Source organism: Rhizobium sp. P2_G9 (assembly GCF_056403475.1).
Genome location: NZ_JBFUFK010000010.1, coordinates 1 through 14,603, shown reverse-complemented (window position 1 = coordinate 14,603; position 14,603 = coordinate 1). Strand labels below are relative to the sequence as shown.

Genomic DNA, 14,603 nt, shown 5'->3' with positions numbered 1-14,603 from the left:
CCAAGCCCGCTCGATTGGTGAGAAAATGTCATTTCGGAGAGGAAGGAATCACATGTTGATCCGGTTCGGCGCGTATCTGTTGTTGGTGTTCATTGCTTCGGCGTCCGCGGTATTCGCAGAGACCAAGGTCGTGCCGCAGGGCAAGGCGGAAATCCAGCTTTCCTTCGCGCCCTTGGTCAAGCAGACCGCCAACACCGTCGTCAACGTGTTTGCCGACAAGCAGGTGGAGCGGCCGTCGCTGACCGGCGATCCCTTCTTCGACGAGTTCTTCGGCCAGCAGCTGCCCAACCGCACCGAGAAGCAGAGTTCGCTCGGTTCCGGCGTGATCTTCGACGCGTCCGGCCTGGTGATCACCAATTACCATGTGATCGACGGCGCTGATCATATCCGCATCGCGCTCGCGGATGGACGCGAATTCCCGGCCAAGGTCACCTTCCAGGATCACAGGCTCGATCTCGCCATCCTGCATATCGAGGCTGGCGACACAACGTTTGAAGCGATGCCGATCGGCGATTCCGATGCGGTCGATGTCGGCGATCTCGTGCTGGCGATCGGCAATCCGTTCGGCGTCGGCCAGACCGTGACCTCGGGCATCGTCTCCGGACTGGCGCGCAGCAAGATCGGCGAGGGCGATTTCTCCTATTTCATCCAGACCGATGCTTCGATCAATCCGGGCAATTCCGGCGGCGCGCTTATCGACATGAAGGGTGAGCTGATCGGTATCAACACAGCGATCGTGTCACGCGATGGCGGCTCCAACGGCATCGGCTTTGCCATCCCCGTGAACCTGGTGAAAGTGTTCATCGCCTCTGCCATGGGCGGCCAGCCTGGCTTCATCCGGCCCTATCTCGGCGCCTCGTTCGATGCGGTCACCTCCGATATTGCCGAGTCCCTGGGCCTGAAGATCGCCCGCGGTGCGCTGGTGCAGTCGATCGTGCAGGGCGGCCCGGCGGACAAAGCAGGGCTCAAGGCCGGCGATGTAGTGACGGCGGTCAATGGCCGGCCGGTCGAGCATCCGGATGCGCTCACCTATCGCCTGACAACGGCCGGCATCGGCTCGACGGTAAAGATCACTTTCCTGCGCGACGGCGCGGAGAGCACGGCATCGCTGACCCTTGATCAGGCACCGGAAGGCACGCCCAAGGACGAGCGGCTGATCGACGGCCAGAATCCGTTTGCCGGCGCGCTGGTTGCCAACCTCTCGCCACGTGTCGCTGACGCACTGGAAATGCCGACCGAGTCGCATGGCGTGGTCATCGAGAGGATCACTGACGGTTCGCCTGCCGCCCGGCTCGGCTTTGCGCCGAAGGACATCATCATCAACATCAACGGCAAGGATGTCACCACGACGGCGATCCTGGCCGAGATCACCCAGGACAGTCCGACAATCTGGCGCGTCGAGATCGAACGCGACGGCCAGAGGATCAGGCAATTCATCCGATGAATGAACTTTTCGCCCCCGCCAGCCAATCTGATCAATCGCGGCCGCTTGCCGACCGCCTGCGACCGAAGACGCTGGCCGAGGTGAGTGGCCAGCCGCATCTGACCGGTCCCGACGGGGCGCTGACCCGGATGATCGAGTCGAAATCGCTCGGCTCGATGATTTTCTGGGGGCCGCCGGGCACCGGCAAGACGACGGTGGCACGGCTCCTGTCCAACGAGACCGAGCTCTATTTCGAGCAGATCTCGGCGGTGTTCTCCGGCGTTGCCGACCTCAAGAAAGTGTTCGAAGCGGCGCGATTGCGTCGTTCCCAGGGCCGGCAGACGCTTCTGTTTGTCGACGAAATCCATCGCTTCAACCGCGCCCAGCAGGATAGTTTCCTGCCGGTCATGGAGGATGGCACGATCGTTCTGGTCGGCGCGACGACGGAAAACCCTTCCTTTGAACTCAATGCCGCGCTGCTCTCACGCGCCCGCGTGCTCACCTTCCAGCCGCATAACGAAGAGAGCCTGTCCGCACTGCTCGATCGTGCGGTTATCGAAATGGGCAAGCCGCTGCCGCTGGATGACGAGGCACGGGCGCTGCTGATCACGCTTGCCGACGGTGACGGGCGCGCAGTGCTCACCCTCGCGGAAGAGGCCTGGCGTGCGGCCCGCGAGAGCGAGGTTTTCGCGCCGGAGCAGCTCCTGCAGGTCGTGCAGCGCCGGGCGCCGATCTATGACAAGGGGCAGGACGGCCACTACAATCTGATCTCGGCGCTGCACAAATCCGTGCGCGGCTCCGATCCCGATGCGGCGCTCTACTATTTCGCCCGGATGATCGACGCGGGCGAGGATCCGCTGTTCCTCGGCCGGCGGCTGGTGCGGATGGCGATCGAGGATATCGGCCTGGCGGACCCGCAGGCGCTGGTCGTCGCCAATGCCGCCAAGGACGCCTACGACTTCCTCGGCTCGCCGGAGGGGGAACTGGCATTTGCCAATGCCGTCGTCTATCTCGCCACGGCGCCCAAGTCGAACGCCGTCTACACCGCCTTCAAAGCGGCGACGCAGGCGGCGAAGTTCAATGGCTCGCTGCTGCCGCCTAAGCATATTCTCAACGCGCCGACCAAGCTCATGTCCAATGAAGGCTATGGCGACGGCTATCGCTACGATCATGACGAGCCTGACGCCTTTTCCGGTCAGGATTATTTTCCCGAAAAAATGGGTCGCCGGCAATTCTACAAGCCGCCGGATCGCGGCTTCGAACGGGAGATCAACAAGAGGCTCGCCTACTGGGCCAATCTCCGCAAGGAAAGGAACCGTACGTGAATGTGAGGCCCCAAAGCCTGGTCACCGTTATCGTCCCCTCCAACCGGCCCCTGGCACTCTCCAAGGGACCACTCGAAAGCGCCATCCGTTTCAGCGCCGCCAAGAATTATCGCCTGGTGATATCGGACAATTCGGGCGAGGGTGCGAAGATCGCCTACTTCTCCGATCTGCCGGAGCATGTGACCTATATCACGCCACTTGCCCCGACCGCGATCGAGAATGTGCTCGCCTGTCTCGATGAGGCGGAGACCGAATTCGTGCTGCCGATCGGCGACGACGACTATGTCGAGGCGCTGTCCGGCGAGCCGGATTTCGACTTTGCCTCGCTCGGCGAGGATTTCATCGGGGTCCGGCCGTTGACGCAGGTGTTTGCCGTGGGCGAAGGGGTGCTGCGCACGCATTCCTTCACCATCGACGGTCAGACCGCGGCCGACCGGATGTATGAATATCGCCAGAAGGTCGCCGGCGACAACACGCTCTATTATTCCTACCTTCGCCGCGACGATTTCCAGGAATTGATCCGGCTCTTGATCGGCCATCCGATCGTCACCGGCGATATGGACTGGGCAGTGGTCTATTCGCTGGTCTGCAACGGCAAGGTCGCTTTCGACCCTTCGACCTGTTTCCGCTACGATGTCGGCCGCTGGCGCTGGACGGAGGGTATCGAGGCGTCGATCCGCTCCATCTACGAGAAGGCGGGTCTACCGCCGGAGGCGGTGGCATTCGAACATCTGTTCCGCTTTCTCGATTGCTATGTGCTGGCTTTCCGGCGGACCCTGCGGCTCTCCGAGCTGGACAGGATCAAGTCGCTCTATGCCTCGGTGGTGATCTTCCTCGGGCGAACGCTGCACAAGTCGGAAAACCAGCCGCAGCAATATGTCGGTTTTGAGCGCGAACTCGGCATGATCCGCGCCGTGCTGAAGGAGCCGGACGACTATCTGATCAATGTCTTCGACGTGGCGGCGCGCGTCGCCGACCGGCTGAAGCCGGGCCTCTACGAACAATATGTCCACTGGTTCGCCGCGGTGCAGGGCCAGAGCGACAAGGCCGAATAGGGAGAGTGATGTTGCTGAGCAAGATTTCGGAAGTCGCGTCGCATGGCGGCGTACAAGGTGTTTATTCGCATGCCTCGGAGGCCTGCCGCTGCGACATGACCTTTGCGGTCTTCGCGCCGCCAAGGGCGAAAGACGGTTATCTGCCAGTACTTTGGTATTTGTCGGGCCTCACCTGCACCCATGCCAATGTCATGGAAAAGGGTGAATACCGGCGGCTTGCGGCTGAGCTCGGGCTGATCGTCATCTGCCCGGATACGTCGCCGCGCGGTGACAATATCCCCGACGAGGCCGGCAACTGGCAGATGGGCAAGGGTGCGGGCTTCTATCTCGACGCCACGCAGGCGCCCTGGTCCGAGAATTACCGGATGTACAGCTATGTGAGCGAGGAACTGCCGAAGCTGATCGGCGAGAATTTCAACGCCGACATGGGCCGCCAGGGCATTTTCGGCCATTCCATGGGTGGTCATGGTGCGATGACGATTGCACTCAAGCATCCGGATCGTTTCAGGAGTTGCTCGGCCTTCGCACCGATCGTCCAGCCCTCGACGGCGGATTGGTCGGCGCCAGCCTTGCAGAAATATCTCGGCGCAGACCAGTCGACATGGCGGCAATATGATGCCGTGTCACTGGTCGAGGACGGCGCACGCTTTCCGGAATTCCTGATCGACCAGGGCCTTGCCGACGGCTTCCTGCAGACCGGCCTCAGGCCCTGGCTCTTCGAAGAGGCGGTCGAGGACACGGATATCAAATTGACGCTGCGGAACCACGAACATTACGACCATTCCTACTATTTCATCTCGACCTTCATGGACGATCATTTGAAATGGCATGCGGAGCGGCTGGCGAAATAGAAAAGCCCGAAGCGGGTTTTTCCAATTCTATTCGCCGGACGATAGGTCAGCACTTCTTGTCCATCGTTTCGACGCAGGGTTCATCGGCCGCGGGCTTGGTCGTTTTCGCCTTGAAAACGACCTTGGCCTTGGCTCCATCCTCCACGGTCGGATCGACCTGCTTCGGTTTGCTGACCACGGGCTGCTTCTTGACGATGGTGACCTGCTGTTTGACCGGGGTGACCGTCGTCTTGGAATTGAGGATGGGATCCTGATTAGCGCCGACGACCGGGGCCTGTTTCAACGGGATGACATCCGCTTTCCTGTTGTCGATCGGCACAAGCGTGTCGTCGCCCAGTCGGGTGGAGATGCGAGGTGCATTGGCTGGTATCGGCTGGATGACCGGCTGGCTGAGCTGATATTCGATGCGCAGTCGCGCCACGATCGCCTCGGCGGCGAGATCGGCGGCATCGCGATCGCTGATCGAGAAGCTCGAAACCGTGAAGCTCTTGCCGAAGATCGGCTGGCCCGTCGAGGGATCGGCAAGCGTGACGCTCACCTGCGTTTCGGTGCGCGTGCCGTCATAGCCGGGAATGGTGGTGACGCCCGTGACCGCGACATTCATGATCGCCGGCGCGAGTGCGTCCGGGCGAACGGTATCATGGATGGAGCGGTCGAGGCGCATCTTGATGCCGCGGATCAGGGCCGCCGGGATTCCCGGCTTGGCCGCCACGGTAGCGCCGCGGATGTCATAGACCTGGAGCTCCTCCGGCGCCGGCTTCGGGCGCGTGCCGCAAGCGGTCAAAGCGACCGCGAACATCAGGATGACAAAAGCACGAAGCGGCAGGCCGAACATCACGAATCCCCAGAGAACACTCCTGTTCTAGATTTATCAATTGTGGTTAGTGAAGCCTTAATATGGGGTCACAGCACTAAGAAATCGGAAGAACTTAGCGCAGCGTGGTTTTCGAGCACCGCTATGAGATGCGTCTGCTGAGCCGTGCCCGAACCGTCGCCGTCATAATAAAGCTTGCCGGAGCCCTGCTTGTAGAGAAGCTGCGAGTCGGCATCGAAACTGCCGCCGATCTCAAGCGCCGTTGACGGCAGGTCTCCCTTGACGAAGGCCGTGAATACGGCGGAATCGACGGCGATGTGGTCGGCGCCGGGCTTGAAGTCTACGATCCTGTCGAGCCCTTTGCTCAGATCGTTGAAGACGAAGGTGTCGTTGCCGCCGCCGCCGGTCAGTTGATCCCGGCCCAGACCGCCGACCAGCCAGTCGCCGCCGGCCTTTCCCGAGATCGTATCACTGCCGCCATAACCGAATATACGGTCGCGACCCGACGTGCCGGTCAGCATGTTGCTGCTGTCGTTTGCGCCGTAGCGGCTGAGGCCGAAGGACATGTGGTTGATGTCGAGGCTGCCTTGGCCGCCGACAATCTCGGCGCCGAGTTCGAAGCCAGTGACATAATCACTTTCGGAGACGTAACCTCGGTTGATCAGGTCGGTGAGAATATCGCGCACATTGATCGTGGCGTCAGGAATGTCGGTTTGCGGCACGAGGGCGAGATAGCGCCAGTTCACGTCATTGCTGCTAAAGTTCTCGTATTTGACGAGATCAAAGGTAATGCCACTATGCTCGTACGTACCGACGATAGCGCTATTTCCTGTAGCCTGGTCTGTGCCAAAGTCATCCGGGCCGCCTCTATGCGTCCAGATCATCAGCTCTGTGTTGATGGTATTCTGGTTTCCCAGGGGCGTGTTGGTTAACCACAAATCATATGCAACGTCGAAGTCATTCGTGCTGCCGTTGATCGCCAGATCATGGGAGAGGTTGAATGTCCGGATATCGCTGATCTTGGCGCTGAGCGTGCTGGTGCCGGTACCGGATGCATCCCAGGGCTTGTAGCCAACGCTGACTTCCGGATAGGCGAGTACCTTCTGACCGACAGCGCCCCAATCCCAGCTCATGTGAATGCCGCTGCTGAGATTGCTCGTGTCGTCGATTGTTATAGTCTGTGAATGGGACCGGCCGTCATTGCCCCAGTCGTTGTTGACGACAATGTAGTCGCCCTGCTGGTCGCTTTTTTCAAAATGTCCAGACAACACTTTTGAAGTCATTTGAACGCCAGTCCCACACTTGAAATACGAAAGTAGAACTGGCGTCTTATTTTGGAATATCAGAAAAAGTCAAATTTTACATCACAACGTGTTAAACAGCGCCGCGGCCGCCTGCATTTCCAGCCAGCTTGTCTCACGGCGGGCACGCGCTTCAGCATCCTCGCCCCATTGTGAGATATTCCAGTCCTCGTCGACATGCGCCGCCTCCCAGGCCTCGGAGGCGGTCAGGCGGCCTTCGGCGAAGGCGAGCGCAAGCAATGCCGAGCCGGTGAGCGTAGTGATCGTATGCAGCGCGGCGAGCTTGAGCGCGGTGCGATGCTTGTCGAGCGCGCCAGCATAGGCTTCGACCGCCGTGCGCGGCTGCTCCTGATGCACAATACCCTCGGCGAGGATGAAGCGGGCACCAATAGCCTCCGCCGCCCAGGCGAGGACCGGGTCCCAATGCATGGCCTGCACCTCGACCAGTGATGCCGGCCCACCGGCGCGATAGCAGAGGAGATCGGTGCCGGCGAACTTCACCACATCGTCGAAGACCGCGTCGATCTCATTCTCGATGCCGTCGATCGCGGTATTGGCCATCCGGGTGACCGGCATGGTCGCAGGATTGATCTCGTTGACCTGGTCGCGCCATTCCGAGGCGATCAGATCGGCTGCGGCGCGTGTCGGCACTGCCAACTGCCGCTTTCCAGGTGTCTTGACCGTGCGTCCATCGAGGCGGATGGCAAAACCGTCGTCGGCCTCGGTGACCGAGACTTCCTCATAAAAGCGCTTCGGCAGCGGCTGGCGCATCTGGATCTGCGCACGGCGCACCGGATCGGCGTCGGAGAGCGGCGGGATGGAAAGTTCGGAAAATATGTCTCGCATGGTCGACCTCAGATTTGGGCGAGGATATCGGCGGGTCTGTGGACGATCGCATCTGCGCCGGTGGCCAGCAGATCGTCGACACCGCCATAGCCCCAGGATACGCCGATCGCCCGTGCGCCGGCCGCCTTTGCCATCATCATATCGTAAACCGCATCGCCGATGACAACCGTATCAGCCGGATCGATGCCGGTTTCGCGGCAGCATTCGAGCACCATGGCCGGATGGGGTTTGGAGGGGCAATCGTCGGCGGTACGGCTGACGAAGAAATATTTTTGGAAACCGTGGGTCTCGACGATCAGGTCGAGGCCGCGGCGTGACTTGCCGGTGACGGCGCCCAGCAACAGTTCCTCGCGGGTGACAAGCGTGGCCATCACATCGGCGATACCGTCGAACAGCGGCTCCTCGAAACCGGGTTCGGCGCGTACGGTGCCGAAGATCGACTTATAGTGGGCGGTTATGCCCGCGACGCGCTGATCGACATGGTCCTGCCCCATGAGGCGGGCGATGGCGGAGTCCAGGGATATGCCGATGATGGATTTGGTCGCGGCGTAGTCCGGTTGCGGCATGTCGTGGTGAACGAAGGTGCGGACCATCACCTCGTGGATCAGCTTGCCACTGTCGACCAGCGTGCCATCGCAATCGAAGAGGGCGAGTTTCAAGAGCAGTCCTGCCTTTCAAGGATTTGACGGTTGAGTGCGATCAGCACGCAAAGCCCGTGCCCCTCACTACCCATTCTCAAAGTCCCCGCCGCTTTCCTCGTCGAAGCCCAAGAGGTTCCAGCTCTGCACCATGTGCGGCGGCAGCGGCGCGGTCACCCTCAGCCTGCCTCCATCAGGATGCGGGATGTCGATGAAGCGGGCATGCAGATGCAACCGGTTCTGCATGCCGCCCGGAAAGGTCCAGCTCTGCTCGGCCTCGAAATATTTTGGATCGCCAATGATCGGATGGCCGATATGGGCGGCGTGGACGCGCAATTGATGGGTACGGCCCGTATAGGGCTGCATTTCCAGCCAGGCGAGGTTCTGGGCCGCTTGCTCGATGACCCGAAAGTAGGAAACGGCATGGTCGGCGCCGTCCTCGCCATGCTTGGCAACGCGTACCCGGTCGCCGTCCGGCGTTTGTTCTTTGACCAGCCAAGTCGAGATCTTGTCTTCGGCCGGGCGTGGCACGCCTTTCACCAGCGCCCAGTAGACCTTGTGCGTATCGCGTTCGCGGAAGGCGCCGGTCAGCGCTTGCGCTGCGCCGCGCGTGCGGGCCACGACCAGCACGCCGGATGTTTCGCGGTCCAGGCGGTGGCAGAGGCGGGGCTTTTCGCCCTTGGGGCTGGTCCAGGCTTCCAGCATCTTGTCTATATTGCGATGGACCCCAGAACCGCCCTGCACCGGCAGGCCTGCCGGCTTGTCGAGGACGATAACTTTCTTGTCTTCGTAAAGCACCATGCGCGACAAGAGTTCGTGATCGCTCGAATGCGAGAGCTCCTTGCCGGACAGCGGCTTGTCGCTTTGCTTCTCGTCGATATTCATCGGGGGGATGCGGATCGTCTGGCCGGGCTGGACGCGACTGTCGGATTTGGCGCGGCCGCCGTCGATGCGGATCTGGCCCGAACGCAGCAGTTTTTGCAGCGGACCGAAGCCGAGCCCCGGATAATGCACCTTGAACCAGCGGTCGAGCCGCATGCCAGCTTCGTCGCCATCGACTTGTTTGTGTTCTACGCCTGCCATATCGCCTTCCTGTACAGCCTATGAAAGGCTCTGGGGCAGGCTTTAGAGCAAAGCGCGCATCATTGCCAGTCCCGCGAAAACCGCAAACAGCGACACCAGCATGCTAAGCGCAACATAGGTCAGCGCCAATGCCAGATTGCCATTGTCGATCAGCGTCGCGACGTCGAGCGAAAAGGCCGAGAAGGTGGTGAAGCCACCGAGAAAGCCGGTGATGATAAAGAGCCGCCATTCCAAGGGTGCGCTGAAGCGCCGGCCGATCAGTTCGGCGAAAATGCCGATGGCCAGCGAACCGACGACATTGACGGCCAGTGTGCCCCAGGGAAAACCCGTGCCGAGCAGGCGGGCGGAATACATGCCGGTGAGATAGCGGGCGACGGAGCCGATGGCACCGCCGATAGCGACAAGGACGATGTTAAGCATGGCTGAGGCTTTGCATAGAAGACTATGCCGGTCAAGCCGGACCGCACTCTGCGTCAGCCGACCGCTTTCGCCCGCCGGCAGAGTCTTTCCATGGTTTCGAGGAAGGCGGACCGGTCGCGCTGGGAGAAGGCGGCGTTGTAGCCCTTGCTTTCGCCGGTCTCGCGCAGATGCTGGCCGAGATCGCGCATCGCCGATGCCATGCCGATGTTGGACGGGTCGAAAATCCGGCCGGTCGGACCGGTCACATGCGCGCCCCTGGCGACACAGCGCGAGGCCAGTGGCACGTCCGCGGTGACGACGATATCGTTTTCAGCGCAATTCTCGGCGATCCAATTGTCGGCCGCATCGAAGCCGGCGGAGACGATGACATTGCGAACCATGGGATCGCGCGACGGTCTGAGCCCGCTATTGGCGACGAAGGTCACGCGCAGGCCGTGCCGCTCCGCCACTTTGAGGATTTCCGCCTTGACCGGGCAGGCATCGGCGTCGACATAGATTTCGTTTGTGGGTGCGTCAGACATCGAGATGAATTCCCAAAAGAAAAACGGAGCAGGGTCACTGCTCCGTTGGCAAACTTAGGCGGCATGTTGGCAGGTGGCAATTGCCGCCGGGCGGCAAGCTCAGTTCGGCAGCCAGTTTTCCGACGAGGCTTTCTTCGAACCAGCATAGGTCCAGACGCCCTGCCAGGTGCCGTCGGGCTGCAGGAAATACATTGCCATGCCGAACGAATTGCCGGAGATGTAGCCGACGGAGATCGCGGTGTCGTCCGGGCTCGCGGGACCCATTTCGAAACGATTGCCGTTGAATTTGGCGCCAAGGCCGGTGCCGGCGAATTGCTGACCGCCGATGTTCCACGCCACCGCATAGGTTTCGCCCTCGCGAACCACCTTCACCGTGCCGGTATACTGCTGGCCGTTGTCGGGATTGACGCCCTGCACCTTGAAGGTGCCGGTCGGGTCCGCCCATGCCAGGGCGGGCGCCAGAGCCAGAAGGCCGGCGGCGATGATCGTACGAATGCGCATGATGTTCTCCCGTTTGTCTCGGACGACAGCCGATCCCGCGTCCGAGGTTTTGATACATCGTCTTGTCGACCTGCGTAAGACGGATCAGACTGACCTTTCTTGGGGAGATTCTTGCGTTTCGCCGGAAAAATCTTAAGCGGATGGTGTCTGCGGCCGCCGAAGGCGGATTTCTGCCGGGATTGCCGGGGCTCAAGATCAATTCTTCGGGCCGACCTGCTGCGGCTCGGGTGCCGACTTCTGCCGATTGATCGATTTGACCGTCGTCAGGGTCTGGTTTTCGACCTTGGTGACCGGCTTGTGATCGCGCGGCGTCCAGTCCTCGGTGGAGATGCGTCGCCAGCCATTATAGGCCCAGGTGCCATGCCATGTGCCATCAGGCTGTTCGAAATAGGTGACAATGCCATGGTCGTCGCCCGATTCGTAGGAGACGGACAAGCCGACATCGCCATCGTTGGCAGGGCCGAGCACTGCCCGGCCATCGACCAGCCTGATACCGATACCAATGCCGGAAATCGTGTCATCGCCGATCTTCCAGACGACGCTGTAGGTCTCGCCGGTGCGGGTCACGGTCGCAGTTCCTTTGTAGGTGTCGCCGCTATCGGGGTTCAGACCTGTCAGGTCATAGGTACCCGCAGGATCGGCAATGGCTGACGCAGGAAGGGCAAGCGCAAGCAGGGCGACAGCAACGGTTGGCAGGCGCATCGAATCTCTCCGATCGGACGAACTGGGGTGAGGGCGGCAGATGGCGGTATCCTAGGCCGATCCATTTTACACCATGTTAACAGGCGCTGCTAACGGTCTCTCCAGACGGGCATGACATCCCCGAGTTCGGCTGTGGCCGCATAGACGGCACGGGCTATGGCGCGCGCCATGGTCGCTGCGGCCGCGGCCGAGAGGTCGATCGCGCCAGCCGGGTCGGGCGTGCGCTTGGAAGCGCCCGTCGACAATGCAAAGATCAGATCGCCATCCATCGGGGTATGCGACGGCCAGATCGCTCGGGCAAAGCCATCATGGGCTGCGACCGCCAGCCGCTTCGCCTCGGCCTTGGTCAGCACCGCGTCGGTGGCGATCACCGCGATCGTGGTATTGGCCTCTTTCGGCTGGCCGAGATTGAGCTTGGTACGGATCGCCCGCGCCTCGTCCGACGGGACGGAAGGCAGGCCAAGGCCGCCGAATTCGTCGCCGATCTCGTGGACAGCGGCGCGGAAGCGGCGGTCTTCGCCCCAGGTAACGCTGCCGAGCGCGTTGACGGCGACAATCGCGCCCACCGTCGTGCCATCGGCAAGCACGGTTGAGGCCGAACCCAGCCCGCCTTTCAGCCCGGCCGTCAGTGCGCCAGTGCCGGCGCCGTGGCTGCCGAGCGAAAAGGTCTCGGCAGCCGAAAGTGTCGCCGCGTGGCCCATCTCGCGATAGGGCGGATAGCGGCCCCAATCCTTGTCGCCGCCATTGATCAGGTCGAAGAGGATCGCGGCCGGCACGATCGGCACACGCACCGGCCCGACGGCAAAGCCGCGGCCCATCTCCCGAAGCGCCGCCTGCACGCCCGAGGCGGCGTCGAGCCCGAAGGCCGAGCCACCGGAAAGCACGATGGCATCGATGGCCTGCACAGTGTTGTGCGGTTCAAGCAGATCTGTCTCACGCGTCCCTGGCGCCCCGCCCATGACATGCACGGCACCGACGGCGGGCCGGTCGGCGATAACAACGGTGACGCCGGACTTCAGCCGCCGATCCTCGGCATTGCCGACGCGCAGGCCGGCGACATCGGTGATCAGATTCTTGGGTCCGGTCCTCATGATCATTGCCATCGTCTGCATCGCGCCGGTTTTGCAGTGGAAGTTGGAATAGAAATATTGACGAGCAGCTACTGCGTCACCGTCGGTACGACGAATTCCACGCCATTCCACTCCAGGAGCACGAAAGGATTGGTGGCCAGTTCATGCGCCTTGGTGAAGCTGATCTCGCCGATGACTGTCTGAAACGGTGTGTCCACCAGCGCCTGGACGAGCGGCGCGCCGCTGCCGGCGGCGATCTCGTTGGCGTCGAGCGCGACGGTGACCGCCGCATAGGCCGGCAACGTATAGCCGTCGGCAGTCTTGCCGTCCTTGGCGAGCGCATCGACCACCGGCTTGGCGGAGGCAAGCGTCTGGTCGTCCGGCAGGGTCACGGCAAGCACGCCCTTTTCGAGTGGCAGGTTCTGGTCGGCGGCGTTGAGTGCATCACCGCCAAGGAAGATCAGGTTAAGCCCGGCCTCGTGCGCATCATGGGCCATCACCGCCATATCGCTGCGGTCGGCGGCGGCGAAGACACGGGTGACGCCGGCCTTGGCAAGCCGCCGCACGAGCAATGTCTGCATTTCCTGTGCCGGACTGAAATTGTCGACCAGGGTGGCCTTCATGCCTTTCTGTTCAAGCGCTTCGCGCACCGTTTCCGCCGTCTCGCGGCTGGTGATCGTGCCGTCGTCAAGGATGGCGAAAGGCTCGTTCTTCCAGTTCTGGAAGATCGCCTCTATCAGTTTTCCCCGCTCGGCTGATGGTCCGGGGGCAAGGCGGAAGAACGGCCAGCCTTTCTTGAGCGAGTCTTCCATCAGGATAGAGGCGCGCACGGAGAGCGAAATCGCAGGGATGTTCGCCTGGGCGAGCAGCGGCAGGCCGCCTTCGAGCGATTGCGAGCAGAGGAAGCCGATGGCGATCGTGGCACCCGAGAGGCGGATCTTGGCCGCCACGTCCGGTCCGGAATTGTCGGCGCAGGTCTCATCGATCAGGACGAGTTCGGCCTTGTCCTTTGCCGCAAGCGTCGCCCCGGCAATCACCTGGCGGCCGAGGATTTCGAGATTGCCGGACTGCGGCGCCACGACGGCAATCTTCGGGCCTGCGGCGAAAGCAGGCAGCGGCACGGCCAGCGAGGTTGCGAATAAGAGAGCGGCAAGTTTCGGCATGGGCGCAGTTCCGGATTTCATCCCTTTGTAACCCCGGGACGGGCTTCCGCAAGGCGAAAGGCCGGTCGGCGTTAAAAATAACCGTTGATTTGTCGGCTCCGGCTTTCGAAATTCTCAATCCTTCTCCTATATAGGAAAATCATGTTGAAGCGAAACCTGGCGGAACTGTCGGTGGCCGACGGCAAACTCTATCGCGATGCGATGGCGCGCTATGCGGGCCATGTGCAACTGGTCACGACTGCATTCAACGGCCAAAGACGCGGCGTGGCGGTCACGGCTGCTTGCTCCGTGTCGGACAGCCCGCCGACCGTGCTCGTCTGCCTCAACCATGGCAATGAGAAGAACAAGATTTTTTTCGACAGCGGCATCTTCGCGCTCAATTCGCTGTCGTCGCACCATCAGGTGCTGAGCCACGCCTTTTCCGGGCTGGAAAAACTCTCGACCGACGAACGCTTCGCCAAGGGCAACTGGGACACGCTGGTGACCGGTGCGCCGGCGCTCGCCGACGCTATCGCTACCTATGACTGCCGAATCGTCAAGCTGATCCCGCATGCGACGCATACGATCATGATCGGCGAGGTGGCCGCATTGAGGATGGGCGGCAATCACCCGGCGCTGGTTTATCTGGACCGGTCGTATCAGGCGCTCTGACGCGATCTCAGCGGCATGCCGGTAATACCAAGTGTCGATGATATGAACCTATTGCGTGACCCGGAAACGGTCATCCGAGTAGGAAAATACCGCAGAGCGATGCTTGGCATCGGTCGAGGATTTTGACGCCCCCGGTGGCCGATTTCCGGGTCACCCTGCGGGCCGGGCGCTTTTGGCTTCCGGACGTCGTCGAAAATCCTCGCCGGACCGGCGGGTCCGACTGCGGTTTGCTCCGCTCC

At 61.6% G+C, this 14,603-nt stretch carries 16 protein-coding genes; 5 read left to right on the top strand and 11 right to left on the bottom strand.

The genetic code is table 11. From position 1 onward, the window contains the following. Positions 1-52 precede the first annotated feature (52 nt). Genes AC1DYF_RS10115 through fghA form a run of 4 tightly spaced genes read left to right on the top strand, consistent with a single transcriptional unit; the run spans position 53 to position 4,654 of the window. Complete coding sequence (locus AC1DYF_RS10115) at positions 53-1,444, top strand: DegQ family serine endoprotease (RefSeq protein ID WP_477876593.1); 1,392 nt, start codon at positions 53-55, stop codon at positions 1,442-1,444. Beyond that, complete coding sequence (locus AC1DYF_RS10110) at positions 1,441-2,748, top strand: replication-associated recombination protein A (protein WP_477876592.1); 1,308 nt, start codon at positions 1,441-1,443, stop codon at positions 2,746-2,748. The genes AC1DYF_RS10115 and AC1DYF_RS10110 overlap by 4 nt, the downstream gene beginning before the upstream one ends. After that, positions 2,745-3,803, top strand: coding sequence for a hypothetical protein (locus AC1DYF_RS10105; protein ID WP_477876591.1), 1,059 nt, complete (start codon positions 2,745-2,747; stop codon positions 3,801-3,803). The genes AC1DYF_RS10110 and AC1DYF_RS10105 overlap by 4 nt, the downstream gene beginning before the upstream one ends. Positions 3,804-3,817: 14 nt before the next feature. Next, positions 3,818-4,654, top strand: a complete 837-nt coding sequence (fghA, locus tag AC1DYF_RS10100) for an S-formylglutathione hydrolase (RefSeq protein ID WP_477876738.1) — start codon at positions 3,818-3,820, stop codon at positions 4,652-4,654. 46 nt (positions 4,655-4,700) lie between these two features. On the opposite strand, the gene AC1DYF_RS10095 is transcribed toward fghA, so the two are convergent. From AC1DYF_RS10095 to AC1DYF_RS10045, 11 genes are all read right to left on the bottom strand, one after another. Next, on the bottom strand, positions 4,701-5,489 hold the full coding sequence (locus tag AC1DYF_RS10095) for a hypothetical protein (RefSeq protein WP_477876590.1): 789 nt from the start codon (positions 5,487-5,489) through the stop codon (positions 4,701-4,703). A 68-nt stretch (positions 5,490-5,557) separates the two neighbouring features. Next, a complete protein-coding gene (locus AC1DYF_RS10090) occupies positions 5,558-6,751 on the bottom strand; it encodes a GH12 family glycosyl hydrolase domain-containing protein (protein WP_477876589.1) in 1,194 nt (397 codons plus the stop codon). 81 nt (positions 6,752-6,832) lie between these two features. Further along, positions 6,833-7,615, bottom strand: coding sequence for an ATP12 family chaperone protein (locus AC1DYF_RS10085; protein WP_477876588.1), 783 nt, complete (start codon positions 7,613-7,615; stop codon positions 6,833-6,835). Positions 7,616-7,623: 8 nt separating this feature from the next. Continuing rightward, on the bottom strand, positions 7,624-8,274 hold the full coding sequence (locus tag AC1DYF_RS10080) for an HAD-IA family hydrolase (RefSeq protein WP_477876587.1): 651 nt from the start codon (positions 8,272-8,274) through the stop codon (positions 7,624-7,626). Between the two features lie 66 nt (positions 8,275-8,340). Then, entirely contained in the window at positions 8,341-9,336 is a 996-nt protein-coding gene (locus AC1DYF_RS10075; RefSeq protein ID WP_477876586.1) for an RluA family pseudouridine synthase, read from the bottom strand. 42 nt (positions 9,337-9,378) lie between these two features. Then, positions 9,379-9,756 carry a fluoride efflux transporter CrcB gene (crcB, locus tag AC1DYF_RS10070; protein ID WP_477876585.1) on the bottom strand — a complete coding sequence of 126 codons (378 nt, stop codon included), beginning with the start codon at positions 9,754-9,756 and terminating at the stop codon, positions 9,379-9,381. 53 nt (positions 9,757-9,809) lie between these two features. Further along, entirely contained in the window at positions 9,810-10,277 is a 468-nt protein-coding gene (locus AC1DYF_RS10065) for a YaiI/YqxD family protein (RefSeq protein ID WP_477876584.1), read from the bottom strand. A 99-nt stretch (positions 10,278-10,376) separates the two neighbouring features. Continuing rightward, positions 10,377-10,778: a hypothetical protein gene (locus AC1DYF_RS10060; RefSeq protein ID WP_477876583.1), complete on the bottom strand. Its 402-nt coding sequence runs from the start codon at positions 10,776-10,778 to the stop codon at positions 10,377-10,379. Positions 10,779-10,973: 195 nt separating this feature from the next. Further along, positions 10,974-11,480: a hypothetical protein gene (locus AC1DYF_RS10055; RefSeq protein WP_477876582.1), complete on the bottom strand. Its 507-nt coding sequence runs from the start codon at positions 11,478-11,480 to the stop codon at positions 10,974-10,976. An 89-nt stretch (positions 11,481-11,569) separates the two neighbouring features. Next, positions 11,570-12,571: a P1 family peptidase gene (locus AC1DYF_RS10050; protein ID WP_477876581.1), complete on the bottom strand. Its 1,002-nt coding sequence runs from the start codon at positions 12,569-12,571 to the stop codon at positions 11,570-11,572. Between the two features lie 68 nt (positions 12,572-12,639). Beyond that, positions 12,640-13,713, bottom strand: coding sequence for a branched-chain amino acid ABC transporter substrate-binding protein (locus AC1DYF_RS10045; protein ID WP_477876580.1), 1,074 nt, complete (start codon positions 13,711-13,713; stop codon positions 12,640-12,642). A gap of 141 nt (positions 13,714-13,854) precedes the next feature. Between AC1DYF_RS10045 and AC1DYF_RS10040 the strand changes: the two genes are divergently transcribed. Next, positions 13,855-14,364, top strand: a complete 510-nt coding sequence (locus AC1DYF_RS10040) for a flavin reductase (protein ID WP_477876579.1) — start codon at positions 13,855-13,857, stop codon at positions 14,362-14,364. The last annotated feature ends 239 nt before the right edge of the window (positions 14,365-14,603 follow it).

Excerpts from the sequence above, each read along its gene's own strand:
- AC1DYF_RS10110 (WP_477876592.1), top strand. The coding sequence starts at position 1,441 with ATGAATGAACTTTTCGCCCCCGCCAGCCAATCTGATCAATCGCGGCCG.
- AC1DYF_RS10065 (WP_477876584.1), bottom strand. The coding sequence starts at position 10,277 with ATGTCTGACGCACCCACAAACGAAATCTATGTCGACGCCGATGCCTGC.
- AC1DYF_RS10055 (WP_477876582.1), bottom strand. The coding sequence starts at position 11,480 with ATGCGCCTGCCAACCGTTGCTGTCGCCCTGCTTGCGCTTGCCCTTCCT.
- AC1DYF_RS10115 (WP_477876593.1), top strand. The coding sequence starts at position 53 with ATGTTGATCCGGTTCGGCGCGTATCTGTTGTTGGTGTTCATTGCTTCG.
- AC1DYF_RS10060 (WP_477876583.1), bottom strand. The coding sequence starts at position 10,778 with ATGCGCATTCGTACGATCATCGCCGCCGGCCTTCTGGCTCTGGCGCCC.
- AC1DYF_RS10095 (WP_477876590.1), bottom strand. The coding sequence starts at position 5,489 with ATGTTCGGCCTGCCGCTTCGTGCTTTTGTCATCCTGATGTTCGCGGTC.
- AC1DYF_RS10085 (WP_477876588.1), bottom strand. The coding sequence starts at position 7,615 with ATGCGAGACATATTTTCCGAACTTTCCATCCCGCCGCTCTCCGACGCC.
- AC1DYF_RS10090 (WP_477876589.1), bottom strand. The coding sequence starts at position 6,751 with ATGACTTCAAAAGTGTTGTCTGGACATTTTGAAAAAAGCGACCAGCAG.
- AC1DYF_RS10040 (WP_477876579.1), top strand. The coding sequence starts at position 13,855 with ATGTTGAAGCGAAACCTGGCGGAACTGTCGGTGGCCGACGGCAAACTC.
- AC1DYF_RS10045 (WP_477876580.1), bottom strand. The coding sequence starts at position 13,713 with ATGCCGAAACTTGCCGCTCTCTTATTCGCAACCTCGCTGGCCGTGCCG.
- AC1DYF_RS10075 (WP_477876586.1), bottom strand. The coding sequence starts at position 9,336 with ATGGCAGGCGTAGAACACAAACAAGTCGATGGCGACGAAGCTGGCATG.
- AC1DYF_RS10050 (WP_477876581.1), bottom strand. The coding sequence starts at position 12,571 with ATGAGGACCGGACCCAAGAATCTGATCACCGATGTCGCCGGCCTGCGC.
- crcB (WP_477876585.1), bottom strand. The coding sequence starts at position 9,756 with ATGCTTAACATCGTCCTTGTCGCTATCGGCGGTGCCATCGGCTCCGTC.